Here is a 25,469-nt window from a genome sequence, read left to right as displayed (position 1 = left end):
ACTCAGCTTTCCAGCCAGACGTCCCGCGCCCAGTGCCACACCGATTCCCAGGTTTCTTCGGCAATCAGCTCTTCTTCGGCCTGCCACAGCACCACGGTGCCGTCTTCTTCGACCAGGTAGTAGTCGTCACCGTCCTGGCAGATCGGGATCATGCTGCGATCAACGCCAGCGTCCCAGGCGTTGGCGGCAACGTCCGGCAGGTAGGTGTGGGATTGCGGGTCGGTCACAGTGACCGGCTCCAGGCTGCCGTAGACCACGTCGCTGACGGTCAGTAAAAACTCTCTGAAGACGAACGGAATGTCGATGAACAGTTGTTCTTCGATTTCAACGATCTGATCTTCGTCGGGCAACTCCAAGGGGACCGGTACCGGTTCGTTGGCTTCACGCAGTTGTTCGATTATTTCTTCCACGTCCGGGTTCCTCTTGCTTGATGGCGCGGTTTAGTTGGGGCGGTTTATACAGTAGCTCGCTATAGATGCAACCGCGAAATAGAAAACCCCGGCCGAGGCCAGGGTTTTTTATTGAGGCAATATTGCGACAGGACTAACGCGCGTCGGTTCAGCCGTTCTGGCGGATACCGGCGACCAGCCAAGGCTGGTTCTCGCCCTGTGGACGTTCCATGTTCCAGCTTTCGCTGAACACTTCGCCCTGATCGAAACGCGAGGTTTTCGACACGCCACTGAAGGTCAGGGTCGCGATGGTCTTGTCCGCACGATCATCCACGCCGTCCAGTTGGACCTGAAGGTTGTCGATGTAGGTGGACTGGAAGCCGTCGCCCAGATCGGCACGTTCGCGTTTGAGGAACTCCAGCATTTGCGGGGTCACGAACTCGGCGATCTTGTCCATTTCGTTGGCGTCCCAATGCTGCTGCAAGGACTGGAAGTGGTTGCGGGCTGCTTCGATGAAGCTCTGCTCATTGAACCAGGCCGGCGCATTGATCACCGGACGAGCGGCGGCAGGTGCTGCCGAGCCGCCGAAGATCGATCCCATGGCTGCTGGCTTCTGCTCGAACACTTCACGCTGCATCGGTGCGCCAGCCGGAGCCAGGTGCTCCTGCTGCTTGCGGCGACGGGCGGCGATGAAGCGGAAGATCAGGAACGCGATGACGGCCATGATCAGGATGTCGAAGATCTGCATGCCCTGGAAGCCACCGCCCATGAACATGGAGGCCAGCAGGCCACCGGCAGCGATGCCGGCCAGAGGGCCGAGCCAGCGCGAAGCACCGCCGGCCTTGGCCGCCGCGCCTGCGGCACCGGCAGCCCCTGCGGTTGCAGCAGCACCGCCAGCAGCGGAGGAAGGCGCCATCTGACTGGTTTGGTGGGTCGGCGCAGCACCGGCGCTTTTGCCGCCGCCAAAGCGCTTGGCATTGGCGTCGAGGCTCATCGTCAGGCCGATACACAACGCCATGGCGATGCTAAGAAAACGTTTCATAAGGGGAATTCCCATTTGTGGATTGCACGCGGGCCATGTTGCACAGCTGAAGTGTTGCTGGCTAGCGGCAGAGTGTTTCGGGCTTTTGCCTGACAGGTTGCGTTCAGCTTCAATCAGCGCAATAAGGCTTGTTAACTTTGGTCCGTGGGACAAGTGGATAAGCGTTGTAGGAAGGATACCTAGCGTCGCAGCGCCAGCATGACTACACCGGCGGTGATCAGGCCGATTCCACCCCATTGGCGCAGGTCGAGCCGTTCGTCCAGCAAGATCACGCCCAGCACCGCCACCAGCACCACGCTGAGTTTGTCGACCGGCGCGACCAACGACGCCGGACCGAGTTTCAGCGCGCGGAAGTAGCAGATCCATGAGGCGCCCGTGGCCAGTCCTGACAGCAGCAGAAACAGGTAACTCTTGGCAGAGATCGATCCCAATGACTGATATTGGCCCGTGGCGTACAAAATCAAGGCCAGGCTGACGAGTACCACGAAGGTACGCAGGAGGGTGGCGAAGTCGGAATTGACGTTTTCGATACCGATCTTCGCGAAAATCGCAGTCATCGCCGCGAATACAGCGGACAACAGCGCCCAGAATGTCCAGGAGGAAAAGAAGCCTGAGCCCATGAGCATTGTCTTCCTTCAAGAGAGAGGGGCTGGAAAAGATCGCAGCCTTCGGCAGCTCCTACAGGTGTACGCAATCCCATCTAGGCGCTGGCGGAGCCTGCGATCTTTTAGCCTTATATGGCTTCCAGCTTGGCGTACCCGAGCATCAACCACTTGCTGCCTTCACCGAAATTCACCTGCACCCGAGCCTGTGCCCCGGCGCCTTCGAAGTTCAGGATCACGCCGTCGCCAAACACCGAATGCCGCACGGCCTGACCCAAGCTGAAACCGGTGTCCGGGATCTCGCTGCCGCCGAACAAACTGCTGGAGCTTTGCTGCTGTCCACCGCCGAACGGACGGCTGACGCTGTTGGACAGCCGCACTTCCTGGATCAGCCCTTTCGGCACTTCACGTACGAAACGCGACACCTTGTTGTAGGTTTCGCTGCCGTACAGGCGTCGGGTTTCAGCATAGGTCATCACCAGGTTCTGCATGGCCCGGGTAATCCCGACATAGGCCAGACGCCGTTCTTCCTCAAGACGCCCCGGTTCTTCCAGGCTCATCTTGTGCGGGAACAGGCCTTCTTCCATGCCCACCAGGAACACGTAAGGGAATTCCAGGCCTTTGGCGCTGTGCAGGGTCATCAGTTGAATGCTGTCTTCGTGCTCGTCAGCCTGGGTATCCCCGGCTTCCAGCGAAGCGTGGCCGAGGAAGGCGGCCAACGGCGTCAGGTCCTCGTCTTCTTCGGCGTTCTCGAAGTTGCGCGCGGCGCTGACCAGTTCCTCAAGGTTTTCTACCCGGGCCTGGCCTTTCTCGCCTTTTTCCGCTTCGTGGTAGGCGATCAGCCCCGACTGTTCGATGACAGTCTGGGTCATCAGGTGCAACGGCATGTCCATGCACTTGGCGGCGAGGTTTTCGATCAGCTCGATAAACGCCCCAAGCGCACCGGCAGCCCGACCGGTCAGGCCTTTATTGGCGACCAGCAGGCGCATGGCTTCCCACATCGAGACATCGCTGTGGCGCGCATGGTCGCGAATGGCTTCGACGGTTTTCTCGCCGATGCCGCGAGCCGGCACGTTGATCACCCGTTCCAGCGCTGCATCGTTGCCCCGGCCTTCCAGCAAACGCAGGTAAGCCATGGCGTTCTTGATTTCCGCCCGCTCGAAGAAGCGCTGACCGCCATAGATGCGATACGGAATGCGTTCGCGCAGCAGCGCTTCTTCCAAAACGCGGGATTGGGCGTTGGAGCGGTACAAAATCGCGATATCACTGCGGGCCAAGCCGGTTTTCAGCGCGCTTTCGATGGTTTCCACCACGTAGCGTGCTTCGTCGTGTTCGTTGAACGCGGCGTACAGATTGATCGCTTCGCCTTCGCCGCCGTCGGTCCAAAGCTCTTTGCCCATGCGCCCGGTGTTGTTGGCGATCAGAGCGTTGGCAGCCTTGAGAATCCGGGCGGTGGAACGGTAGTTCTGCTCCAGGCGAATGGTCTCGGCATCCGGGAAGTCGTCGGAGTACTGATAGATGTTCTCGATTTTCGCCCCGCGCCAGCCGTAAATCGACTGGTCGTCGTCGCCGACCACCATCAGGCTGTCGCCGCCCTTGGCCAGCAAGCGCAACCAGGCGTACTGCACGGCGTTGGTGTCCTGGAACTCGTCCACCAGGATGTGCCGGAAACGCTTCTGATAATGCGCCAGCAAACCCGGGTGATCGCGCCACAGGTCGAGGGCGCGCAGCAGCAGTTCGGAGAAGTCGATGACGCCGGCGCGCAGGCACGCGGCCTCGTAGGCTTCATAAATGCTGCGCATGGTCGCCAGGAACAGATCGCCACTGGCTTGAATGTGTTGCGGGCGCAGACCTTCGTCTTTCTGCCCGTTGATGAACCACTGGGCCTGACGGGCCGGCCAACGTTGCTCGTCCAGGCCCAGCTCGCGGATCACCCGCTTGACCAGCCGTTGCTGGTCGTCGCTGTCGAGAATCTGGAAAGTCTGGCTCAGCCCGGCTTCCTGCCAGTGCGCCCGCAGCAAGCGGTGCGCCAGGCCGTGGAAGGTGCCGACCCACATGCCGGCCGGGTTCAGCCCCATCAACTGCTCGATGCGATGACGCATCTCCGCAGCGGCTTTGTTGGTGAAGGTCACCGACAGGATGGAGTGGGGCGAGGCGTTTTCGACCTGGATCAACCAGGCGATACGGTGCACCAGCACTCGGGTTTTACCGGAACCAGCACCGGCCAGGACCAACTGACGACCCACGGAGGCAGCTACGGCCTGGCGTTGGGCATCGTTGAGGGAGTTCAGCAGAAGGGAGAGATCATCGCGCATCGGGGCATTCTAGGGGGCGGCGCCACACCGGGCAAACCCCGCTTTGATTTAGCCGATGAAAGATAAAGGGAGGACGACCGGTCGGTCATTGGCTGCAGCCGTTGGCGGGGCTCGCTCACAGGGTTTTGAGGGGGTAACCGGGGTGTAGGATTTTGTCGAATTTATGATCTGGAGCAGTTTGGTCCCGGCCATTGCTTGTGTATGCTCCGTGCACAATTCGGGCTCACCACGCTCATTATAAGAACAAGAATATTGCCTATGACCCTCAGCACCGACCTGTCGGGCCCTTCCGTGGAGCCCCGGGTTATCCGCAAACAGTACGCCATGGAAATGGCGGTCGAGCGCACGCGCCTGCTTTACCAAGGCTCGCTGTTGCCGACGCTGTTCATGCTGATCAATGGTCTGGTCTGCGCCGGTTTGCTCTGGAGCCCGCAGCGCTATTTCCTGGTCAGCGTCTGGCTGGTCTGGTTGTTGTCACTGGTGGCGCTGCGGGTGATTCAGGTCGCGGCCTTCGATTCGGCAATTCCCAACCGTCAGGCCCATCCCGTCTGGATTCGCATGTTCCTGCTCGGGTCGGCCATGACCGGCCTGACCCTCGCCGGCGCCGGCATTGCCCTGGTGCCCGCCGATACCTTCATCCAGCAAGCCTGGGTGTTCGGCCTGATCGGTGCCGCCGCGCTCTCGGCCAGCGTGGCCTACGCGGTCAGCCTGCCAGCCTTTCTCTCCTTCACCTTGCCCTGCCTGTTGCCGGCCATCGGCTATATGTTCTGGGGCGGCGATGAACAGCAGCAGGGTTGGGGCTGGTTCGGACTGATTCTGCTGGCGTCGCTGAGCGTCGTGGCCTGGCAGGTCAATCGGCTGATTGATCGCGGCTTGTTGCGGCGCTTCCAGAATCAGGCGTTGATCGAGCATTTGCAGCATGCCCAAACCCAGAGCGAGCAACTCAACTTTGAGCTGGCCAAGGAAATCGACCAGCGCCGCAGTGCCGAGGAAGAGTTGCGCGAAGCCCAGGTCGAACTGGAAAACCGCGTCGCCGAGCGCAGCCAGGAGTTGAGCGCCGCCACCCAAGCCTTGAGCAAGAGCGAAGCGCGCCTGGCGCTGGCGTTGAAAGCCAGTGAACTGGGGTTGTGGGACTGGAATCTGCAAACCGATGAAGTTCATCACACGCAGATTCAGGAGTTGTTCGGCCTGGCGCCGGAATACGTGACCGCCATGCTCAGCCACCTCCGGCCACGCTTGCACCCCGACGATGTGCCGTCGCTCAAGCGTGCGCTGGTCGAGCATTTGAAGGGGCGTAGCGAGGACTATCAGATCGAATACCGTGTACGCCACGGCGACGGCCATTGGGTGTGGATCGAGGACCGTGGCCGCGCGGTGGAGCGCAGCGAGAACGGCCGGGTGATCCGCATGGTCGGCACCCGTCGTGACATCAGCGCCAGCAAGAGTCTGGAAGAACAGTTGCAACTGGCGGCGACGGTGTTCGAAGCGGCCAGTGAAGGCATCGTGATCTTCGACCCGAATTACGCGTTGATCGCCGTCAATCAGGCCTTCAGCCGCGTTACTGGCTACGACATTGAAGACATGCTCGGGCGCAACGTCGTTGAGCTGCCCTGCAGTCGCGATGCTCGGCGCCACTACAGCACCATTCATCAAGCGCTGGAGCAGCACGGCAGTTGGCAGGGCGAATTGGTGGAAACCCGCAAGAACGGTGAGCTCTACCCGCAATGGCTGCAATTGAATGCTGTGCGCGATTCTCGGGGAAAGGTCAGTCATATTGTGGGCTTCTTCGCCGATCTGTCGGCGCGGCGCGAATCCGAAGAGCGTATGCGTTACCTGACTCATTACGACGAACTCACCGGGCTGGCCAACCGTTCGCTGTTCCGCGAACGACTGAACGAGGCCCATCAGCGGGTGCGTCAGGGCGGGCGGCGCAGCCTGGCGTTGCTGCACATCAACCTGGATCGCTTCAAGTTGCTCAACGACAGCCTCGGTCATGAAATCGCCGACCAGTTATTGCAGAAAATGGCGCGGCGGCTGGTCAATGCGCTGCCGGAGGCGGACACCATTGCGCGGCTGTCCGGCGATGAATTTGCGGTGTTGTTCGACGCTTACGGCAACCTGTCGAGCCTGGCGCGGGTAGCGACACGCCTGTCGACCAAGCTGCGCTTGCCGGTGACGGTTGACGGCCATGAACTGGTGGTCAGCGCGTCCATGGGCATCAGCCTGTTGCCGGACAATGCACGGGAGATTTCCGCGCTGGTCAGTCAGTCGAACATGGCCATGCAGCACGCCAAACACCTGGGCGGTAACAACTTCCAGTTCTACACCGACAGCCTGCAAGCCAGCACCCTTGAGCGGTTGCAGCTCGAAAACCAGTTGCGCAAAGCCATCGAAGAAAAGCAGCTCAAGGTGTTCTACCAGCCGAAACTGTGCCTGGCCACCGGTCGGCTGAACGCTGCTGAGGCTTTGGTGCGCTGGGATCATCCAACCATGGGCCGGGTGCCGCCCAACGACTTCATTGGCCTGGCCGAGGAAACCGGATTGATCGGCCCGATCGGTGAGTTCGTGCTGCGCCAGGCCTGCTGGCAAGCCTGCGAGTGGCAGCGCCAGGGGTTGGCGCCGATCCGGGTGTCGGTGAACCTGTCGGTGCATCAGTTGCGTCAGGGCAAACTGGTCAGCCTGGTGCGCCAGGTGCTCGAGGAAACCGGCCTGGCGCCGCATTACCTGGAACTGGAACTCACCGAAAGCCAATTGCTGGACAGCGTCGAGCACATCATCGCGACCTTCCAGCAGCTGCGCGATCTGGGGGTAAAACTGGCGATCGACGATTTTGGTACCGGGTATTCGTCCCTGAGTTACCTCAAGCGCATCCCGGTGGATTACGTGAAGATCGATCAGGCGTTTATCCGAGGCTTGGGGGAGGGCAGCGAAGATGCGGCGATCACCCGGGCGATTATCGCCATGGCTCACGGCTTGTCGCTCAAAGTCGTGGCGGAAGGTGTCGAGCGGGTGGAGCAACTGGAGTTTCTGCAAGCCGAGCGCTGTGATGAAGTGCAGGGGTATTTGATCAGTCGGCCGGTGGAAGCCGTTGATCTGGCAGAGCTGCTGCGCCAAGACGCCAATTCCCTGTAGCAGTGCTGAACGCAGGCTGCGTCAGCTACTACAGGGGCCAAAGGGGCTACATGGAGCGCACGACGCGTGGAATGGGGACATCGAGTTACGCATTGAGCAGGCAAAAAGCCGATTCATGTAGTATAACTACAAGCTTGCTACATCCCCGGCACCTGCCAATAACAAAGAGTCGATCCCTTTGAATCTGCTGCAACACATCGCCCAGTCACGCCACCTGTTACGCAAGTCGGAGCTCAAGGTCGCCGACCATGTGCTGCTTGATCCTGCGGCGGTGATGCACAGTTCCATGGCCGACCTGGCCCACAGCGTGGGCATCAGCGAGCCGACCATCGTGCGCTTTTGCCGCGCCATCGGTTGTTCCGGTTTCCAGGACTTGAAACTCAAGCTGGCCCAGAGTCTGGCGGCCGGTGCGAGCTTCGGGCAGTTTGCGATTCATGAAGACGATTCGGTCGCTGACTACAGCCTGAAAATCTTCGACACCACGCTGCACACCTTGATGGAAGTTCGCGAGAAGCTCGATCCGGTGGAGTTGCAGCGAGCAGTGTCGCTGATGTCCCAGGCCCAGCGCGTCGAGTTCTATGGCTTTGGCGCCTCGGGCGCGGTGGCGGCGGATGCCCAGCATAAATTCTTCCGCTTGCTGCTGACCGCAGCAGCGTATTCCGACCCGCACATGCAGGCGATGTCGGCGGTGACGCTAAAACCCACCGACGTGGCGATCTGCATTTCCCAGTCCGGGCGTTCCAAAGACTTGTTGATCACCGCGAACCTGGTGCGCGAAAGCGGCGCTTCGCTGATTACCTTGTGCCCGAGCCAGACGCCGCTGGCTGAGTTGTCGACCGTCAACCTGGCGATCGATGTGCATGAAGACACTGAAATTTATACGCCGCTGACTTCGCGGATCGCCCATCTTGTGGTGATCGATGTGCTGGCGATGGGCGTGGCCATGGCGCGCGGGCCGAGCCTGGTCAACCACCTCAAGAGCGTTAAGCGCAGCCTTCGTAGCTTGCGGTTGTCGCCCAAGTCGGTGAAAGCGCTGGACGACTAAGATCAAAAGATCGCAGCCTTCGGCAGCTCCTACGGGTGTTTACATTCCTTGTAGGCGCTGCCGGAGGCTGCGATCTTTGCTTGGCAAACTTTCATCTCTCTGTAACCCACCCGCCGCCAAACCGTCATCCCTCGCGCCCATCCTGTAACTCCCGTCATCGCCTTGGGAGACTCGAAATGGCCCAGCCCTACGAAGAACGCAACAGCGCCCTGAAAACCCGCCGTCAGCAAGAAGACCAGCGCCGCATGGAATTTCGCCGCGCCATCGAAGATCGCTGCGAACGCCGGCAGCTTCTCGCCGAGATCGGTGATTTTCCCGAGGATCTGGAACTCAACTACTGGCAGGCAGCTCCCGCAGCTTCCCGTCGAAACGCTCAACCAGCGCGCTGATTTGCACCCGTTCGCTGCGGATAAACGCAAGGAAAGCGTGAGCCACCGGTGACAGGCGTTTCGCCTTGGCCTGCACCAGGCACCAACTGCGATACAGCGGCAGTTCTTCGACCGGCAGCTCAACGAGTCCGCCGGTCGCCAGTTCCAGGTTCAGGGCGTGGCGCGTCAACAGCGCAACGCCCAGGCCCGCCAACACACATTCACGCTGAGCTTCGGCCGACGAGACCTCCTGGGTCTGGGTGAAGTGCACGCGTTTCTCTTTGAAATACTCTTCGCACGCCATCCGCGTCCCGGACCCCGGTTCGCGCATCAGCAGCGTGTAAGGCTCCAGATCCTGCAAGCGCAGCGGCCCCATGTGGCACAGCGGATGCTCCGGCGGTGCGACGGCGACGATCGGGTTGTTGAGGAACGGCAGGAATTCCAGGCCCATGTCCTGCGGCACCATCGACATGATCACCAGGTCGTCGCGGTTGTCCGAGAGACGGCGGATGACCTGGCCGCGATTCACCACGGTCAATTGCAGGTTCACTTCCGGGTGCTGGCGCTTGAACGCGGCGAACAAGTGCGGCACGAAATACTTGGCGCTGGATTCCACCGCCAGTTTCAGTTGCCCTTGCAACGATCCCTGCATGTCCGACAGCTGCATGTCGAGGTTTTCCAGGCGCCCGAAAATGTCCCGGCTGGCGCGTTGAAGGGCCTCTGCCGCTTCGGTCATGTAGAGTTTTTTGCCGACGTAATCGAATAACGGCTGACCGATCAGCTCCTCAAGTTGACGAATCTGTAGGCTGACGGCAGGTTGTGTGAGAGACATTTCGTCAGCCGCACGGCTGTAGGACCTCAGATCACAGACTTCATTGAAGATCTGCAATTGACGCAATGTCATACGCATCAATGACTTACGCATTTTTATAGTGATCTCGGCGCGGGCTGGTGATTCAACTATAAGTCTTTACTTATGCCTGACCCAATTATTAATCATTTTTGTTAATCCCTCATGGGGGCTAGTGTGGGGCTGCGACTAAATTGAAACATTTAGTCACGCGTCGACCTGGTCTAGCAGGTCGTGGGTACCACCGGCTCAAGGGAACCTCCAAGTGATAACAAAGATCCTGATCGCCAACCGTGGTGAGATTGCCGTACGAATCGTGCGTGCCTGCGCCGAGATGGGCATTCGCTCGGTCGCGATCTATTCCGACGCCGACCGCCATGCCTTGCATGTGAAGCGTGCGGACGAGGCCCACAGCATCGGTGCCGAGCCATTGGCCGGTTACTTGAATGCGCGCAAATTGGTGAACCTGGCCGTGGAAACCGGTTGTGATGCATTGCATCCCGGCTACGGATTCCTCTCGGAAAACGCCGAACTGGCCGAAATCTGCGCCGAACGTGGGATCAAGTTCATTGGTCCATCGGCTGAAGTCATTCGCCGCATGGGCGACAAGACTGAAGCCCGCCGCAGCATGATCAAGGCCGGCGTGCCGGTCACGCCAGGTACCGAGGGCAACGTCGCCGACATCGCCGAAGCCTTGGTCGAAGGCGACCGTATCGGTTACCCGGTGATGCTCAAGGCCACCTCCGGTGGTGGCGGCCGGGGTATCCGTCGCTGCGACAGCCGCGAAGAACTCGAACAAGCCTTTCCACGGGTGATTTCCGAAGCGACCAAGGCCTTTGGTTCGGCGGAAGTGTTCCTGGAAAAATGCATCGTCAATCCGAAACACATCGAAGCGCAGATCCTCGGCGACAGCTTTGGCAACGTGGTGCATTTGTTCGAACGTGACTGCTCGATCCAGCGCCGCAACCAGAAGCTGATCGAGATCGCCCCGAGCCCGCAACTGACCCCGGAACAGCGTGCCTACATCGGTGACCTGTCGGTGCGTGCGGCCAAGGCTGTGGGTTACGAGAATGCCGGCACCGTGGAGTTCCTGCTCGCCGAGGGCGAGGTGTACTTCATGGAGATGAACACCCGGGTGCAGGTGGAACACACCATCACCGAAGAAATCACTGGCATCGACATCGTGCGTGAGCAGATCCGCATCGCGTCCGGCCTGCCGCTTTCGGTGAAACAGGAAGACATCCAGCATCGCGGTTTCGCGCTGCAATTCCGGATCAACGCCGAAGACCCGAAAAACAACTTCCTGCCGAGCTTCGGCAAGATCACCCGTTACTACGCACCCGGCGGCCCCGGCGTGCGCACCGACACGGCGATCTACACCGGCTACACCATTCCGCCGTTCTACGACTCCATGTGCCTGAAACTGGTGGTGTGGGCGCTGACCTGGGAAGAAGCGATGGACCGTGGCTTGCGTGCCCTCGACGACATGCGTCTGCAAGGGGTCAAGACCACCGCCGCTTACTACCAGGAAATCCTGCGTAACCCGGAATTCCGTAGCGGCCAGTTCAATACCAGCTTCGTTGAAGCCCACCCTGAACTGACCAACTACTCGATCAAGCGCAAACCCGAAGAGCTGGCCCTGGCCATCGCCGCCGCCATCGCCGCCCACGCAGGCCTGTGAGGAATAGAACAATGAGCAAGAAAATCCACGTTACTGACACAATCCTGCGCGACGCCCACCAATCGCTGCTCGCCACTCGCATGCGCACCGAAGACATGCTTCCGATCTGCGACAAGCTCGACAAAGTTGGCTACTGGTCGCTGGAATGCTGGGGCGGCGCGACTTTCGACGCCTGCGTGCGCTTCCTGAAAGAAGACCCGTGGGAGCGTCTGCGCCAACTGCGCGCGGCGTTGCCTAACACGCGCCTGCAAATGCTTCTGCGTGGCCAGAATCTGCTGGGCTATCGCCATTACAGCGACGACGTGGTCAAAGCCTTCGTCGCCAAGGCAGCGGTCAACGGCATCGACGTGTTCCGTATCTTCGATGCGATGAACGATGTGCGTAACCTGCGCGTGGCCATCGAAGCGGTGAAAGCCTCGGGCAAACACGCCCAAGGCACCATCGCGTACACCACCAGCCCGGTGCACACCATCGAGGCGTTTGTGGCGCAAGCCAAGCAAATGGAAGCCATGGGTTGCGACTCGGTGGCGATCAAGGACATGGCTGGCCTGCTGACCCCGTACGCCACTGGCGAACTGGTCAAGGCGCTGAAAAGCGAACAATCGCTGCCGGTGTTCATCCATTCCCACGACACCGCGGGTTTGGCCGCGATGTGCCAACTCAAAGCCATCGAAAACGGTGCCGATCACATCGACACCGCGATCTCCAGCTTCGCCTGGGGCACCAGCCACCCGGGTACCGAGTCGATGGTTGCCGCCCTTAAAGGCAGCGAGTTCGACACCGGCCTGAACCTGGAACTGCTGCAAGAGATCGGCCTGTACTTCTACGCCGTGCGCAAGAAGTACCACCAGTTCGAAAGCGAATTCACCGCTGTCGACACCCGAGTTCAAGTCAACCAGGTACCGGGCGGGATGATTTCCAACCTGGCCAACCAGTTGAAAGAGCAGGGCGCGCTGAATCGCATGAGCGAAGTGCTGGCCGAAATCCCGCGTGTTCGTGAAGACCTCGGCTTCCCGCCGCTGGTGACCCCGACCTCGCAAATCGTCGGCACCCAGGCGTTCTTCAACGTGCTGGCCGGTGAGCGCTACAAGACCATCACCAACGAAGTGAAACTCTACTTGCAGGGCGGCTACGGCAAAGCGCCGGGCATCGTGAATGAGAAGCTGCGTCGCCAGGCCATCGGCAGCGAAGAGGTGATAGACGTTCGTCCGGCCGACCTGCTCAAGCCGGAAATGACCAAACTGCGTGCCGAAATCGGTGCCGTGGCCAAGTCCGAAGAAGACGTGCTGACCTACGCCATGTTCCCGGACATCGGCCGCAAGTTCCTGGAAGAGCGCAACGCCGGCACCCTGGTGCCTGAAGTATTGCTGCCGATTCCTGAAGCCGGCGGTGTGACCTCGGCCGGTGGCGAAGGCGTGCCGACCGAGTTCGTCATTGACGTCCACGGCGAAACCTACCGCGTCGACATCACCGGCGTCGGCGTCAAGGCTGAAGGCAAACGTCACTTCTACCTGTCCATCGACGGCATGCCGGAAGAAGTGGTGTTCGAACCGCTCAACGAGTTCGTCAGCGGTGGCAGCAGCAAGCGCAAGCAAGCCACGGCGCCGGGCCACGTCAGCACCACGATGCCGGGCAACATCGTCGATGTGCTGGTCAAGGAGGGCGACACCGTGAAAGCCGGGCAAGCCGTGCTGATCACCGAAGCGATGAAGATGGAAACCGAAGTCCAGGCTGCCATCGCCGGCAAAGTCACCGCCATCCACGTGGCCAAGGGTGACCGGGTCAACCCTGGCGAAATCCTGATCGAGATCGAAGGCTGAGATAACCGCCTCGATACACCGTTTTAAACCTCGGGGGGGCATGTGCTCCCCTTTTTTTTGCCTGTCATTTGGGATCACCCCATACCTTTGTAGGAGCGAGGCTTGCCCGCGAAGGCTGTGTGTCAGTCGACATCCTTGTCAACTGACACGGCCTCTTCGCGGGCAAGCCTCGCTCCTACAGGAATTTGCGTCGTTCTTTGGTTAGAACGCCATGCGCCACTGTCCCATTACGCCGTGATTGCGGCTGTCACTGCCCATTTCGCCGGTGAGACCAACGCCCACGCTATGGTGCTTCGACAGACCCAGATCCAGGCCGGCATCCACCAGCAGGCTGTTGCGATCCAGCGCCACACCGTACGCGGTGTAGTTGCTGCCGCCGGTGACCAGTCGCTGGCGGGTTGAGGTGTCGATCTCGCCGTACGTGTGTTTCCAGCCGGCACTGAAGCGCGGTGTCAATCGCATGCCGTTATCCAGGGTTTCGACCTTCGCCAGGCGCAGACCAAAAGTGCTGCTCATGTTGCTTTGGGATTGCTCATGGACTTTCAGCGACGCCGCCCCACCTTTTTCGGTGTAGCCGTCGCGCTGATAGCGTTGGTAGCCAAGGCTGGCGAACGGCTCGATGCTGACATTCGCGCGGCCCAGGTTGTATCCCACTTCGGCGAAGGCTTGTTGGGTGCTGGCGTCGTAGCTGCCTTTCGGACGATCGCTGAAACCGGTGAACGCTACCCGGCGTGCTGTGCTGCCGTCGTGGCCGCTGTAAGTCGCGCCCAGCCGAAGTGACATCGGGCCGTTTTGCCGCAGCGCATACGCGCCCAGGTGCCAGCTATCTAGATTGCCGTCGAGATCCTTGCTGTCCAGTCGAGTCCGCGATGTGCCGCCCATTAACCCCAGACGCCATTCCTCGTCGAGGCTCCAGTCGGCGCCCAGCAGCAGACCCTTGGTCGAGTGTTGCAGGGGCTCAACATCGCGATCCAGTTTCCCGCCGTGGCCAAGCGCTTGCAGCCAGATCCGGCCGTTGTCTTCGTTGCCAGCTGCCAAGCGTGGTGAGTTGTTCCGCTCGCGCAGGTTGCGGGTGCCATGAGTGCTGTCCAGTTGGCGCATGGCCGAGAGCATGCTGCCGCTGACCGGATCGACACTGCTCAAGGTTGCTTTGGCGAGGTTGGCATTGCTGGAACCGGCCAGTTGCTCGAGGGCCAGGGCGGCGGTTTGCTTGTTGGAGGCGAGCAGGGCAGCGATGGCTGTGTTCGTTGTTGTGGGTGGTTTTTGAGCGGTGGCGGGAGCGTTTGCGGTGGTCGACGGCTTTGGAGCTGCGCCAGAAGTGTCAGTGGCGGCGGATGCTTGTTGCGCAGTGCCGGAGGTGTCGATGACGGTGGAGGGTTGCGGAGCTGCGTCGACAGTATCCGCGATGGTAAATGGCTCTGGAGTTGACGCTTCAGCGCTAGAGGTTGGCATCACGTCGGCAACGTTGCTGGTCACGCTGTCGGAAGGCACTTGCGCTTCGGGGATGTGTGGCGCCTCGGTGATATTTCTGGCGAACTCTCGTCCGTTGTCGGAAGTGGCGAGACTTTCGAATGGTACTTCGTTACGAGCATAGGTCAGGCCGACGCTCTTTTTGTTGTACCGAAGGGTCGGAGTCATGAACGCCAGTTCATTGAGAACTTTACCGAATTTGCCTTCGACCTCTTTGGCTTCGATGATGGTGTACCGACTGCTCTGCGGATAGTCGCCCGGTATCGCAACGATTTTCAGCGTGGAACCACCGAGGCTGGCAGTGCCGCCGACCTTTATCGTTTCGCCACGGCTATCGGGATTGACCTCGTAAGCCAGGACGCCTGTCTCCGTAAGGCTCAAGTCACCTTTGATTCTTGGGGCTCCGTGGGATTTATTGACGCTGAGCTGGCCGTGTACCTTCAAGCTACCGACGGTCCCTGAACCCGCGAAAGTACCGCCATCTGCGACATCCACGGGGCCGTTTATGTCGCCGTTGTTGAAAAGCTGTCCGACTGCTATTGCGCGACCCAGGATTTTTCCATTGTTGGTCAGGACGCCATCGTTCAGCACCACTACACCGTCGTCGAAATCGCCCTTGCTGGTTAATGTCCACGCGCCCTGGGAATTGAATAGACCTTTGAAGTTTTGTGTTTCTCCCAATACGCCACCATCAGGGGCGTCAAGGTGTATGACGTTGATGCCTTCGCCGCCGTCAGCCTGGCCTTTGAAGCTGCCACCATTTTTTACAATGATCAGGTCGTTGGCGTCTGAACCCTTTACGACTCTGTCCGGTGAGTTGATCTCTTGGGGAACGGTGCTGCCAGCCGTGAGGAACTCCTGGAGGATTTCAAGCGGAACACTTTTCAGCTCAGCATTCGTCAGCTCTTCGACAGGGGCTGACAGCTCGGTGTGAATGGGCAAATCTTGAGCGTTTGAAAACTCAGCGCAGCCCAGCGCCAGCGCGATGGCCAGCGCGAGGTGTTGTGGTCGGAACGTGTGTTGATCGGGCATCGGTTTGACCTCTTTCGACAGGAGGTCAAACTCTAAAAGCTGATGCCAATGACTGGATGCCGGGCATTTCCGCGTGTTTTGAAAGGCGCAGATCCTTTGCTTGTAGCCGAATCTACCGTGGGCTCGGACCCGATCCGGTTTCACCGGCCATCAAGCGTCTTTGCCTACAACAATCCCGGAAGCGTCTGTTGGCGGAATATCAGAAACTCATCTGCCACTGCCCAATCAACCCATGATTACGGCTGTTACTGCCGATCTCGCCGCTGTAGGCAACGCCTACGGAATGCCGCGCCGAAATTCCCAGGTCCAGTCCGGCTTCCAGCACCAGGCTGTCGCGATCCAGCGAACTGCCATCGACACTGAACGCCGTGCCGCCGACCACAAAGGCCTGGCGCGTCGAGCTGCTGACATCGCCGTAGGTGTGCTTCCAGCCGGCGCTCATGCGCGGGGTCAGGCTCATGCCGTTTTCCAGGGTGCTGAGGTGCGCCAGGCGCAGGCCGAAGGTGCTGCTGAAGTTGTCCTGGGTTTGCTCCTCGACTTGCAACGCGGCGGCGCCGCCCTTTTCCTGGTAGCTGTCGCGGTGATAGCGCTGGTAGCCGAGGTTGGCGAAGGGTTCGGCGCTGAGGCGGCCGCTGCCCATCGCGTAGCCCAATTCAGCAAAGGCTTGTTGGCTGTCGGCGTCGTAGTCGCCTTTGGGGCGGTCGTTGAAACCGTTGAAAGCGACGGTGCGTTTGCTTTCACCTTGATGACCGCTGTAGGCCGCGCCGAGACGCAGCGCGAACGGGCCGCTTTGGCGCAAGGCGTAGACCCCGGCGTGCCAGCTCTCGACTGTGCCATCGACGCCGGTGGCATCCAGATCGGTTTTCGAATAACCGCCGAGCACACCCAGTCGCCATTGCGGATTGAGCGCCCAATCGGCCCCGAGCACGCTGCCCTTGGTGCGTTGTTCCAGACCGCTGTTGCCGTGTTCGCCGTCGAGCTTGCCGTAGCCGCCGATGGCCTGCAGCCAGAGTCGGCCCTGGGCGTTCGGGTCGTTGAGGTTGCGCGCATCGGACGGGACGCCCGTGGCCGCGAGGACCGGCGTGTCCCGTTGATCAAGACCCACCAATAAGCCTGCCCCGGCCCCCATTGTCTGCATCGCCGAGAGCATGCTGCTACCGATCTGGCTGCTGGCGCCGAGGGTGGCGCTGGTCAGGTTGGCGTTGCTGGCGCCGGCCAGTTGCTCGATCGCCGCGCCCGCCGTGGCGTTGGTGGTGTTGAGCAAGGCGTTGTAGAGCGCATTGTTTTTGCCCATCGAGGCGAGGCTGTTGGCGGCGTTGTTGCCGTTGCCGGTGGCCGCGAATTCGTTGAAGGCGATGTCGTTGCGGGTGTAGGTCAGATCGACCTGGGTCGGGGTGTAGGCGAGGGTCGGCGTGAGGAAGGCGTAATCGCTGGTGACCTTGCCGAACGTGCCGTTGACGCTTGCGGCTTGCAGCACGGTGTATTGGCTTTGCCACGGGTAAGTGCCGCTGCCGGGGTTGACCGCCAGGGTCGCGCCATTCAGGTTGGCGCTGCCGCCGACGATCACCGGGGCGCTGCTGCCATCGGCATTGACGCCATAGGCCAGGGTGCCGCCGCTGCCAAAGGTCAAATCGTGAGCAACGGTCGCGGTGCCCAATTGCGTATTGGTGCGCATCGTGCCGTTGACCAGCAGATTGCCCACCGAACCACCACCGGCATATACGCCGCCCTGATCCACCGTCAGCGTGCCGGCAATCCCGCCCTGGTTGATCAGCGTCGCGCCATTACGCACCGCGCCGCCGTCGCTGAAATCACCACTGCCGGTCAGGGTCCAGGCGCCTTGCTTGACCTCCAGCCATTCGAAATTGCGACTCGCGCCGAAGCTGCCGCCGGCCACGTCGTCCATCACCACCCGGTCGTAACCGGTTCCGCCATCGACCACGCCGACGAAGCGACTGCCGTTGCGCAGGGTCAGGCTATCGTCGCCGCCGCCCAGGTCCAGGGCCAGGCCGTTGCTGCCGCTAATGGTGCCGCCGTTGATCACGTTGTCGGCGAACTCGCCGACGAATTTCACGCCGAACCCGTCAAGGCCCTGAATGGTGCCAAAGTTTTCCAGGGTGGTCGCCGCCATGCCCGAACCGCCACTGCCGTCGTCCACCAGAATCGCGCTGTTCGCGCCACTGATCAGCGCACCTTTGGCGTTCAAAATGTAGCCGCCACCCAGCGCGATACCTTCGCTGCCGTTGGCGAAACCACCCTTGTCCACGCCACCGGCACCGACGCCCTGGATGGTGCCGTAGTTTTCGATGTGGGCGATGTTGTCGATGTCCACGCCATCGCCATCACCGTTGGGTTGCAGCCCTGAGTAGGCGCCGGTAATCGTGCCGTGGTTGATCACGGTGCCGTCGCCATCGGAGCCGAAACCCGAACCGTTGCGCCCGGTGATCTGCCCGTAGTTGACCAGTGTCGCGCCGAGGTCGGTGGTGATGCCGTGGCGTCCGCCGGAAAGGGTGCCGTAGTTGGTGACGGTGACGCCGGTCGCGGTATCGATGTCGATGCCGTCGAATTTCTGGTCGGCATTGTGCGAGTCGCCGGTGGATATCTCGCCGTAATTGGTGATCGTCGCGTTGGCGCCGGTCTTCATGCCGTCGCTGGCGTCCACGCGAATCAGCCCGCCCGCGCGGTTGATGATCGTGGTTTTGACGCCGTCGCTGCGCAAGGCATCCAGGTCCAGCCCCTGGCCGGTGGTGGAGCGAATGATGCCGCTGTTGTCGATCAGCAAACTGCCGCTGGCGAAGTTGCTGTCGATGCGCAACGCATCGTTGAACCCCAGGATCTGCCCGCCGCTGCGGTTATAAATGCTGTAGTTGCGCGCCTGAGTCAGGTCGCCACTGCTGTCGATCGCCCGGCCACCGGTGGACACGATCTTGCCCGCGTTATCGATCACCACACCGACGCCGCTGGTGCTGTCCTTGAGGCTCACGGTCTTGCCGCTGTTGGTGATGCTGCCGGGTGCCGAGATCGTCAACGTGTCGCTGCCACCCAAGGTTTGCGCGGCGGTGGTGGCGGTGTCGATCTGCACGTTTTTGGCGTGGGCGGCGGTGGCGCTGATCAGCAGGGCGATGGTGAGGGCGAGACGCTGGGGCGAGAAGGGCATGGGTGGACGAGCCTTTTGTTATAAGCGGGCCGTCTGGTATAGCGGAGGGGTTTTACAGAATGATGTATGAGTGAATGACGGGCTTCTGCAATTTAATGCGTGAATTTAAGCAAGTTCATTTGTTAAATGCATTTTAATGCGTAAATTACATCGGTGATTTGCTCATAGCTGCACTATATTGCATGAGCTAGGTCGTTTTCTGGCGATGGCACGCATTAAATTGCAGGTGATTTATGTACGCATTGACGCTGCAGGTCTACACATCTGGTAACTGGCAGGATGCGATGACGCTGGTTTTTACCGACCCGGAAAAAGGTTTCGAAGGGCCCTGTCGATTTGGTTACAAAAAAGACTATGTGGCTAACAACCTTGAGTACATCGAATCACCCTTTTCAAAAGCGGTCAGCGCCAGGTTGCCTTTGGATTGGGATAACACGTCGCTGAAAAAAGCGCCGGCCTTTTTGCTCGACATTGCTCCAGCCGGCGCCGCAAAACGCTTTCTTATGGCGCGTGTCGGGCAGGACAAACCTGAAGGCATCAGCACTGATTTATTTTTGCTGGGACGCAGTACTCCGGCACCTATCGGCCACATGCGCATCAAGGAGTCGGCTGAAGCGGCAGATGTCAGGCCCGCCATAGGTTTTCGCCGAGAAGAAGTCGTCGCTCGCGACAATACTTTTTTGGAGTATGCCTATGAGCAGGGCGCAGCGATTGGCGGTGCCACGGGGGCAGGTGGTGAAGCCCCTAAACTTTTGATGTCGCAAGGGCGGGACGGTCTGCTGTATCCGGATGCTGTACTGAGCGACGATCAAGTGGCGCAGCATTGGTTTGTGAAATTTGCTCGTAACAGAGCCGCCCAGACTGATCAGATCATCCTCAAAAGCGAATTTCACTACTACAAGGCATTGCACGTTCTTGAAATCGAGACGATAGCGGCAGATGGGCTTGCGCTGGAGGAGGCAACCAAACCCAGTCTTTGGATGAAGCGCTTTGATCGTGAAGTAACAGATAAAGGTGTTGAGCGGTTAGCAGTTGAGTCCATCTATTCGCTGGCGGGTGTGACAGTCCCAGGCAGCTATATGAATCATCTTGAAGTGATCCAGTTGCTCGCTCGGTTATGGAAACAAGCCGGGCAGGTCGATCAAGTGCCTGCTTTGGTGTCCGATTATCTGCGTCGTGATTTGCTCAATAAGATTCTGGGCAACTCCGATAACCATGGCCGCAACACTTCGATTATTCGCGGCACGGACTCTTTTCGCCTTGCTCCGATCTACGATTTGGCTCCTATGGTGATGGATGACGAGGGTGTCACGCGCACTACCAAATGGCCCAAAGATTTGGAGGTGGCGGGCGAGGTTAAATGGCGCGAAGTGTGCGATGCATTGGCGGATATCGAAGATCCTGAAGCGCTATTTGAAGGTCTGCGAGCGGATGCCAATCGCTTGTTAGCTTTGCCGGACATTCTCACCGCCAGCGGTCTTCCTGAGACCACTATGAACCACCCAGGGGTTGCGTTGAGGAATCTTGAGCAGCGGTTGAAGACATGGGGGCTGAGATGACCATTACCATTGATGCTCGCGCTCTTTTGATTGAAGGCATTCAAGAGGGGCTTGCCCAAGGCACTCTGGAAATAGGCGAAGCAGTCCGTCGATTACGGGTAGAGGTCACCGGCCTGCACCAAACCCAGTTCGCGAAGATGTGCAAAATCTCTGTGCGCACACTCGTGCATATCGAGCATGGAGAAGGAAATCAGACGCTGAAATCGCTCAACTCTGTGTTCAAACCGTTTGGATTGAAGATGGGCGTGGTGCGGATTCGACGGGATTTCAGCTAAGTCGGCAGCAAGGTGTTACCGAAGGCTGAGTGGGTTAAAGATCAACAGATCGCAGCCTTCGGCAGCTCCTACAGGGATTTGCGTGTGTTTGAAGGCTGCGGCTTTGGTTAGCTGCGGCTTAAATAGGCTTTGCCGTAATGCCGCTCCATCCGCGCCTGTATCAGCTCCAGCCCAATCGACATCACCCAGTAAATCACCGCCGCCGTGGTCAGCATCTCGATGTAGCGATAGCTCGACCGCCCATACGACTGCGCCAGGAACATCACTTCCCAAACCCCCATCACCGAGATCAGCGAAGAATCTTTGAGCATTGAGATGAACTGGTTGGTGGTCGGCGGGATGATGGTGCGCATGGCTTGGGGCAGGGTGACGCGCCAGAAGATCACGGTTTCGCGCATGCCCAGGGCCAGGGACGCTTCGCGTTGGCCGTGGGGGACGCCGAGGATGCCGGCGCGGAAAATTTCGCTGAGGTAAGCGCCGTAGTTCAGCGACAGGGCGATGATGCCGGCGGCGATGGCGCCCGGCACGACGCCCAGTTGCGGCAGGCCGAGGTAGATCAGCAGGATCTGGATCAGCAGCGGTGTGCCGCGAAAAAATGAGGCGTAGAAACTGGCGATGCCGAACGCCACGGCGCTTTTCGACAGCCGTGCCAACGCGGTGATGAAGCCCAGCAGCGACGACGCCACGATGGAACACAGGCACAGGAATAACGTCAGCGCCGCGCCTTGCAGAAAGCCGTTGGGCGCCAGGTGCAGGCCGACGAGGTTGGGCAGTTTGTCGAGGATGATCGAGAACTTCAGGTCGAAGCTCAGGAAAAAACTGGCGAACAACCCGAGCATCGCTGCCCAGGTCAGGTACAGCCGCGTGCGGAAACCGAAGAGCCGTTGCAGCCGCGACTCAGCCACCGGTTGCGGTGGCTGAGGAGGTTTTGGGAAAGAAGTCATTTACTGATGTCGGCGCCGATCCATTTTTGCGACAGCTTGGCCAATGTGCCGTCCTGTTTCAACTGGGCGAAGACTTCACGCACCTTGCCGTCCCACTGCGCGTCGCCCTTTTCGATGGCCACCGAGTTCGGTTCCGAGTACAGCGGCTCGCCAGCGAGTTTGAAGCGCTTGTCTTCAGTGAGGCGCGGTTGTGCGGTCACCAGGTTGGTGAGGATCGCGTCCAACCGCACACCGGCGCCCAGGCCCAAATCCTGGAATGCCACGTTGTCGGTGTCATACGGGGCGATCTGCACGTCCTCGAACGGGTACTGCAATTGCGTGTCTTCGGCGCCTTCGATCACCAGGTTTTTGTTCAGGTAGCTTTCGTAGCTGGAGGCGCTGGTGAGGCCGACTTTCTTGCCGCTCAGGTCCTTGGCGCTGTGGATGCGATCGTCCTTGGCGTTGACCACGATCACCGCTGGCGAGGCGTAGTACTCGACCGGGAAATCAAACACTTCGGCGCGGGCCTTGCTCGGGGTCATGGAGCAGATGCAGATGTCGTAGCGACCGCTCCAGCGGCCGGCGGCGATCACGTCCCAGGACGGGGTTTCGAGGCGCAGTTTCACGCCGAGTTTTTCGGCCACGGCTTTGGCCACATCGACGTCGAAACCGTCGAGCTGGTTCTGGTCATTGAGGAACGAGAACGGTGGATAACTTTCCATCAACACGCCTACCAGTTCTTTCTTTTGCTCGACGCGATCCAGCGTGGCGCCGCCGAAGGCTTGGGTGGAGGCAGCCAGAATCGTCAGGCCCAGGGCCAGTAGCGGTTGGAATTTCACAGTCGATCCCTGATAAAAAAGTGGTTGTTATTAACCGAATGGTGCGTATTAAATAGTTATAAGAACGACTCTGATAGTGAGTTATTTTCATAAGCTTATGAGTGAAAAGCATATGGGCGCAGGAAGCACAGTAATTCTGGATGGCGGCATGGGCCGTGAACTGCAACGACGAGGGGCGCCGTTCAGGCAGCCCGAGTGGTCGGCGCTTGCCTTGAGCGAAGCGCCGCAAGCGGTCGAAGCAGTGCACGCGGCGTATATCGAGAGCGGCGCCAATGTGATCACCAGCAATAGCTATGCGGTGGTGCCATTCCATATTGGCGAGGAACGTTTTGCCGCCGAGGGCCAGGCGCTTGCGGCGTTGGCCGGTGAATTGGCGCGGCGTGCGGTAGACGCATCAGGCAAACCGGTACGTGTAGCCGGTTCTTTGCCGCCGCTGTTTGGCTCCTACCGTCCGGACTTGTTCGATGCTGAACGCGTGATTGAGTTGCTGACGCCACTGGTGAAGGGCCTCGCGCCGCACGTTGATCTGTGGTTGGCGGAAACCCAGAGCTCAATCGTCGAGGCGCGGGCGATTCGCGCCGGTTTGCCCAAGGACGGCAAGCCGTTCTGGCTGTCGTTTACGTTGAAGGATGAAGACACCGACGAGGTGCCGCGCTTGCGTTCCGGTGAGCCGGTGGCGGAAGCGGCGGCGGTGGCGGCTGAGTTGGGCGTCGAAACGTTGCTGTTCAATTGCAGCCAACCCGAAGTGATCGGCGCGGCGATCGATGCGGCGCGGGAAACGTTTGAGCGGTTGGGCGTGACGATTCACATCGGCGCGTATGCCAACGCGTTTCCACCGCAACCGAAAGAAGCGACGGCCAACGACGGGCTCGACCCGTTGCGCGATGACCTGGACCCGCCGGGTTATTTGCAGTGGGCGGCCGATTGGCAAAAACGTGGAGCCAGCCATTTGGGCGGGTGCTGCGGGATTGGGCCGGAGCATATTGCGGTGCTGGCCCGGACATTGGTTTAGAAGAAAGATCAAAAGATCGCAGCCTTCGGCAGCTCCTACACGGTATTGCATAGCCCTGTAGGAGCTGCCGAAGGCTGCGATCTTTTGCTGTTAAGGCTTTTAGGCCCGGCACTCCGCCAAGGTTTTCACTTGCCCCGAATCAGTTTGGTTTTCATCCGAAAGCCACTGCTCAAACCCGGCGCCAATCGCCGGCCATTCCGAATCCAGAATCGAATACCACGCGGTGTCGCGGTTCTGTCCCTTCACGACCATGTGCTGGCGAAACACCCCTTCAAAGCTGAAGCCCAAACGCTCGGCAGCGTATTTGGAGCGGGCGTTGCCGTTGTTGCACTTCCACTCCAGGCGCCGGTAACCCATGGCGAACGACTCCTTGGCCAGCAGGTAAACCGCTTCGGTACTTTTCGGCGAACGCTGCATCGGCGCGCCGAAGGTCACGTGGCCGATTTCGATGCGGCCCTGGGCCGGCACAATCGACATCAGGCTGAGGATGCCTTGCACGTCGCCGCTGAGGCGATCAATCACCGCGAAGAAATACGGGTCGCTGTTGGCCGCGTGGTTGTTCAGCCAATCATTGAACACGCTGCGCTCCGGGAAGGGGCCGTAAGGCAAGTAATCCCAGAGTTTCGGGTCGGCGCCGGGGCCTTGCAGGGCGTTGAACAAACCCTCGGCATGGCGCGCCGGGTCGAGTTTTTCCAGGCGGATGAAACGCCCTTCGAGCAATTGAGCCGAGGGCGCCGGGACGCCTTTCCAGTCAGCGAGTGAAGTTGTCATTGTTGTTCTCCTTGAACCTTAAAGGGCTTTGCGAAACTGGATGAAACCGGGGCGTTCGGCGATGCGCTCGTAGAGCTGGATCGCGGTGGCGTTGGTTTCGTGGGTCAGCCAGTGAACCTTGCAGCAACCGTCGGCCTTGGCGGTGGCGTAGACGAACTCGATCAACTGCCGACCGACGCCGGTGCCACGGGTTTCAGGCACGACCAGCAAGTCTTGCAGGTAGCAGGAGTTTTCGATGCTCCAGTTCGAGCGATGGTAAATGAAGTTCACCATGCCCACGGCTTTGCCATTGGCCCAGGCCAGGGCCGAGTGGGTGGTTTCATTCGGGTCGAGCAGGCGTTGCCAGGTGCTTTGGCTCACGGCATCGGGCAACTCGGTGTTGTAGAAGCGCAGGTAGGCTTGCCACAGTGGCAGCCAGGCTGCGTGGTCGTCGGCGGTAACCTGGCGAATTTCGATCTGACTCATGTTCATTCCTTAACGCATCAAGTGGGCGAGGGCCTGGTCCTGCGCGTCGGGGCTGGCGGCCAACCCTTCGCGCACACCGGCGATGTCTGCGGCGCTGCGGTTTTGACTCAGCTTGCGTTTGCCTTCCAGGCGCTCGATGGGCAGCGCGAAACCGACGATGGCCCTGAGCATGCCGTCGATGTAGTCGGCGGGGGCGTCAGCGACTTTCCAGGGCTGGGCGCGACTCGCTTCGTGGCGGTCGGTCAGGGCGCTGACCAGGTTGAGCAGGCGATCGGCGTCGCTGAACACTTCAGCCCTGCCGTAGGCGTGTACGGCCACGTAGTTCCAGGTCGGCACGACTTTGCCGTGCTCGGCTTTGGCCGGATAAAACCCCGGGCTGACGTAGGCATCGGCGCCAGCAAAAATCACCAACGCTTCGGCACCGTTTTGCAGTTCCTTCCATTGCGGATTGGCCTTGGCCAAGTGTCCATAGAGGGTGCCATTGGGGCCTTGCTCAGTGTCGAGCAACAAAGGGATGTGGCTGGCTTGCAAGCCTTGTTCGCCGTGGGTAACCAGCATGGCGAGGCGGGTAGCGAGTATCTGCTGATGCAAGTCCTGCAAATCGTCGATGGCAAAGCTGCTTGGCGTGTACATGGAAATTTCCCTTGGCGAATGTCTTCATCCTAGGCAGGCTAATGGTCTGTTGTAAGAGCCATTACCGACCAATTTCATAGGTCCATTCT

20 protein-coding genes are annotated in these 25,469 nt (G+C 59.9%); 8 read left to right on the top strand and 12 right to left on the bottom strand.

Annotated features, from left to right (window positions below; all coding sequences use genetic code 11):
- Positions 1-2: 2 nt before the first annotated feature.
- The 4 genes from V5E99_RS15685 to uvrD form a co-directional block, all read right to left on the bottom strand.
- Positions 3-410, bottom strand: a complete 408-nt coding sequence (locus tag V5E99_RS15685; RefSeq protein WP_007943369.1) for an SMI1/KNR4 family protein — start codon at positions 408-410, stop codon at positions 3-5.
- 148 nt (positions 411-558) lie between these two features.
- Positions 559-1,431 (bottom strand): Tim44 domain-containing protein, encoded by an 873-nt coding sequence (locus V5E99_RS15680; protein WP_499803250.1) that lies wholly within the window; start codon positions 1,429-1,431, stop codon positions 559-561.
- Between the two features lie 179 nt (positions 1,432-1,610).
- The gene (locus V5E99_RS15675) at positions 1,611-2,051 is read right to left on the bottom strand and encodes an EamA family transporter (protein WP_499803249.1); all 441 of its coding nucleotides are present in this window, start codon (positions 2,049-2,051) and stop codon (positions 1,611-1,613) included.
- Positions 2,052-2,164: 113 nt separating this feature from the next.
- Positions 2,165-4,348, bottom strand: coding sequence for a DNA helicase II (gene uvrD / locus V5E99_RS15670; RefSeq protein ID WP_499803248.1), 2,184 nt, complete (start codon positions 4,346-4,348; stop codon positions 2,165-2,167).
- A 258-nt stretch (positions 4,349-4,606) separates the two neighbouring features.
- On the opposite strand from uvrD, the gene V5E99_RS15665 reads away from it, so the two are divergent.
- The 3 genes from V5E99_RS15665 to V5E99_RS15655 all read left to right on the top strand — a co-directional run bounded on the left by V5E99_RS15665 (position 4,607) and on the right by V5E99_RS15655 (position 8,914).
- On the top strand, positions 4,607-7,480 hold the full coding sequence (locus V5E99_RS15665; protein WP_499803247.1) for an EAL domain-containing protein: 2,874 nt from the start codon (positions 4,607-4,609) through the stop codon (positions 7,478-7,480).
- Positions 7,481-7,658: 178 nt separating this feature from the next.
- Complete coding sequence (gene hexR, locus V5E99_RS15660; RefSeq protein ID WP_008027445.1) at positions 7,659-8,525, top strand: transcriptional regulator HexR; 867 nt, start codon at positions 7,659-7,661, stop codon at positions 8,523-8,525.
- Between the two features lie 176 nt (positions 8,526-8,701).
- Entirely contained in the window at positions 8,702-8,914 is a 213-nt protein-coding gene (locus V5E99_RS15655) for a PA3496 family putative envelope integrity protein (protein WP_499803246.1), read from the top strand.
- On the opposite strand, the gene V5E99_RS15650 is transcribed toward V5E99_RS15655, so the two are convergent.
- Positions 8,856-9,803, bottom strand: a complete 948-nt coding sequence (locus tag V5E99_RS15650; protein ID WP_499803245.1) for a LysR family transcriptional regulator — start codon at positions 9,801-9,803, stop codon at positions 8,856-8,858. The two genes, V5E99_RS15655 and V5E99_RS15650, sit on opposite strands and share 59 nt — an antisense overlap.
- A 205-nt stretch (positions 9,804-10,008) precedes the next feature.
- Between V5E99_RS15650 and V5E99_RS15645 the strand changes: the two genes are divergently transcribed.
- Together V5E99_RS15645 and oadA are read left to right on the top strand one after the other, a co-directional pair.
- Positions 10,009-11,424: an acetyl-CoA carboxylase biotin carboxylase subunit gene (locus V5E99_RS15645; protein ID WP_499803244.1), complete on the top strand. Its 1,416-nt coding sequence runs from the start codon at positions 10,009-10,011 to the stop codon at positions 11,422-11,424.
- 11 nt (positions 11,425-11,435) lie between these two features.
- Positions 11,436-13,244: a sodium-extruding oxaloacetate decarboxylase subunit alpha gene (gene oadA / locus V5E99_RS15640; protein WP_499803243.1), complete on the top strand. Its 1,809-nt coding sequence runs from the start codon at positions 11,436-11,438 to the stop codon at positions 13,242-13,244.
- A gap of 201 nt (positions 13,245-13,445) precedes the next feature.
- Here oadA and V5E99_RS15635 read toward each other — a convergent pair whose 3' ends face one another.
- Positions 13,446-15,746: an autotransporter outer membrane beta-barrel domain-containing protein gene (locus tag V5E99_RS15635; RefSeq protein WP_499803242.1), complete on the bottom strand. Its 2,301-nt coding sequence runs from the start codon at positions 15,744-15,746 to the stop codon at positions 13,446-13,448.
- A gap of 199 nt (positions 15,747-15,945) precedes the next feature.
- Positions 15,946-18,903 carry an autotransporter outer membrane beta-barrel domain-containing protein gene (locus V5E99_RS15630; protein WP_499803241.1) on the bottom strand — a complete coding sequence of 986 codons (2,958 nt, stop codon included), beginning with the start codon at positions 18,901-18,903 and terminating at the stop codon, positions 15,946-15,948.
- A gap of 233 nt (positions 18,904-19,136) precedes the next feature.
- Here V5E99_RS15630 and V5E99_RS15625 point away from each other — a divergent pair, with 233 nt between their 5' ends.
- Positions 19,137-20,462, top strand: a complete 1,326-nt coding sequence (locus tag V5E99_RS15625; RefSeq protein ID WP_499803240.1) for a HipA domain-containing protein — start codon at positions 19,137-19,139, stop codon at positions 20,460-20,462.
- Complete coding sequence (locus V5E99_RS15620; protein ID WP_123408688.1) at positions 20,459-20,737, top strand: helix-turn-helix domain-containing protein; 279 nt, start codon at positions 20,459-20,461, stop codon at positions 20,735-20,737. Before V5E99_RS15625 ends, V5E99_RS15620 begins: the two co-directional genes overlap by 4 nt.
- 107 nt (positions 20,738-20,844) lie before the next feature.
- On the opposite strand, the gene V5E99_RS15615 is transcribed toward V5E99_RS15620, so the two are convergent.
- On the bottom strand, positions 20,845-21,681 hold the full coding sequence (locus V5E99_RS15615) for an amino acid ABC transporter permease (protein WP_499803239.1): 837 nt from the start codon (positions 21,679-21,681) through the stop codon (positions 20,845-20,847).
- Positions 21,678-22,499, bottom strand: a complete 822-nt coding sequence (locus V5E99_RS15610) for an ABC transporter substrate-binding protein (protein WP_499803238.1) — start codon at positions 22,497-22,499, stop codon at positions 21,678-21,680. Before V5E99_RS15610 ends, V5E99_RS15615 begins: the two co-directional genes overlap by 4 nt.
- A 112-nt stretch (positions 22,500-22,611) precedes the next feature.
- On the opposite strand from V5E99_RS15610, the gene V5E99_RS15605 reads away from it, so the two are divergent.
- The gene (locus V5E99_RS15605) at positions 22,612-23,511 is read left to right on the top strand and encodes a homocysteine S-methyltransferase family protein (protein WP_499803237.1); all 900 of its coding nucleotides are present in this window, start codon (positions 22,612-22,614) and stop codon (positions 23,509-23,511) included.
- A gap of 99 nt (positions 23,512-23,610) precedes the next feature.
- On the opposite strand, the gene V5E99_RS15600 is transcribed toward V5E99_RS15605, so the two are convergent.
- The 3 genes from V5E99_RS15600 to V5E99_RS15590 are packed head-to-tail and all read right to left on the bottom strand — an operon-like array spanning position 23,611 to position 25,380.
- Complete coding sequence (locus tag V5E99_RS15600; RefSeq protein ID WP_499803236.1) at positions 23,611-24,282, bottom strand: GNAT family N-acetyltransferase; 672 nt, start codon at positions 24,280-24,282, stop codon at positions 23,611-23,613.
- An 18-nt stretch (positions 24,283-24,300) separates the two neighbouring features.
- Entirely contained in the window at positions 24,301-24,747 is a 447-nt protein-coding gene (locus V5E99_RS15595; RefSeq protein ID WP_499803235.1) for a GNAT family N-acetyltransferase, read from the bottom strand.
- A 9-nt stretch (positions 24,748-24,756) separates the two neighbouring features.
- The gene (locus V5E99_RS15590) at positions 24,757-25,380 is read right to left on the bottom strand and encodes an FMN-binding negative transcriptional regulator (RefSeq protein WP_499803234.1); all 624 of its coding nucleotides are present in this window, start codon (positions 25,378-25,380) and stop codon (positions 24,757-24,759) included.
- Positions 25,381-25,469: the final 89 nt, after the last annotated feature.

This window comes from Janthinobacterium sp. LPB2021202312-11-4, assembly GCF_037049705.1.
Lineage (GTDB): Bacteria > Pseudomonadota > Gammaproteobacteria > Pseudomonadales > Pseudomonadaceae > Aquipseudomonas.
This window is presented reverse-complemented; position numbering and strand designations above follow the sequence as displayed.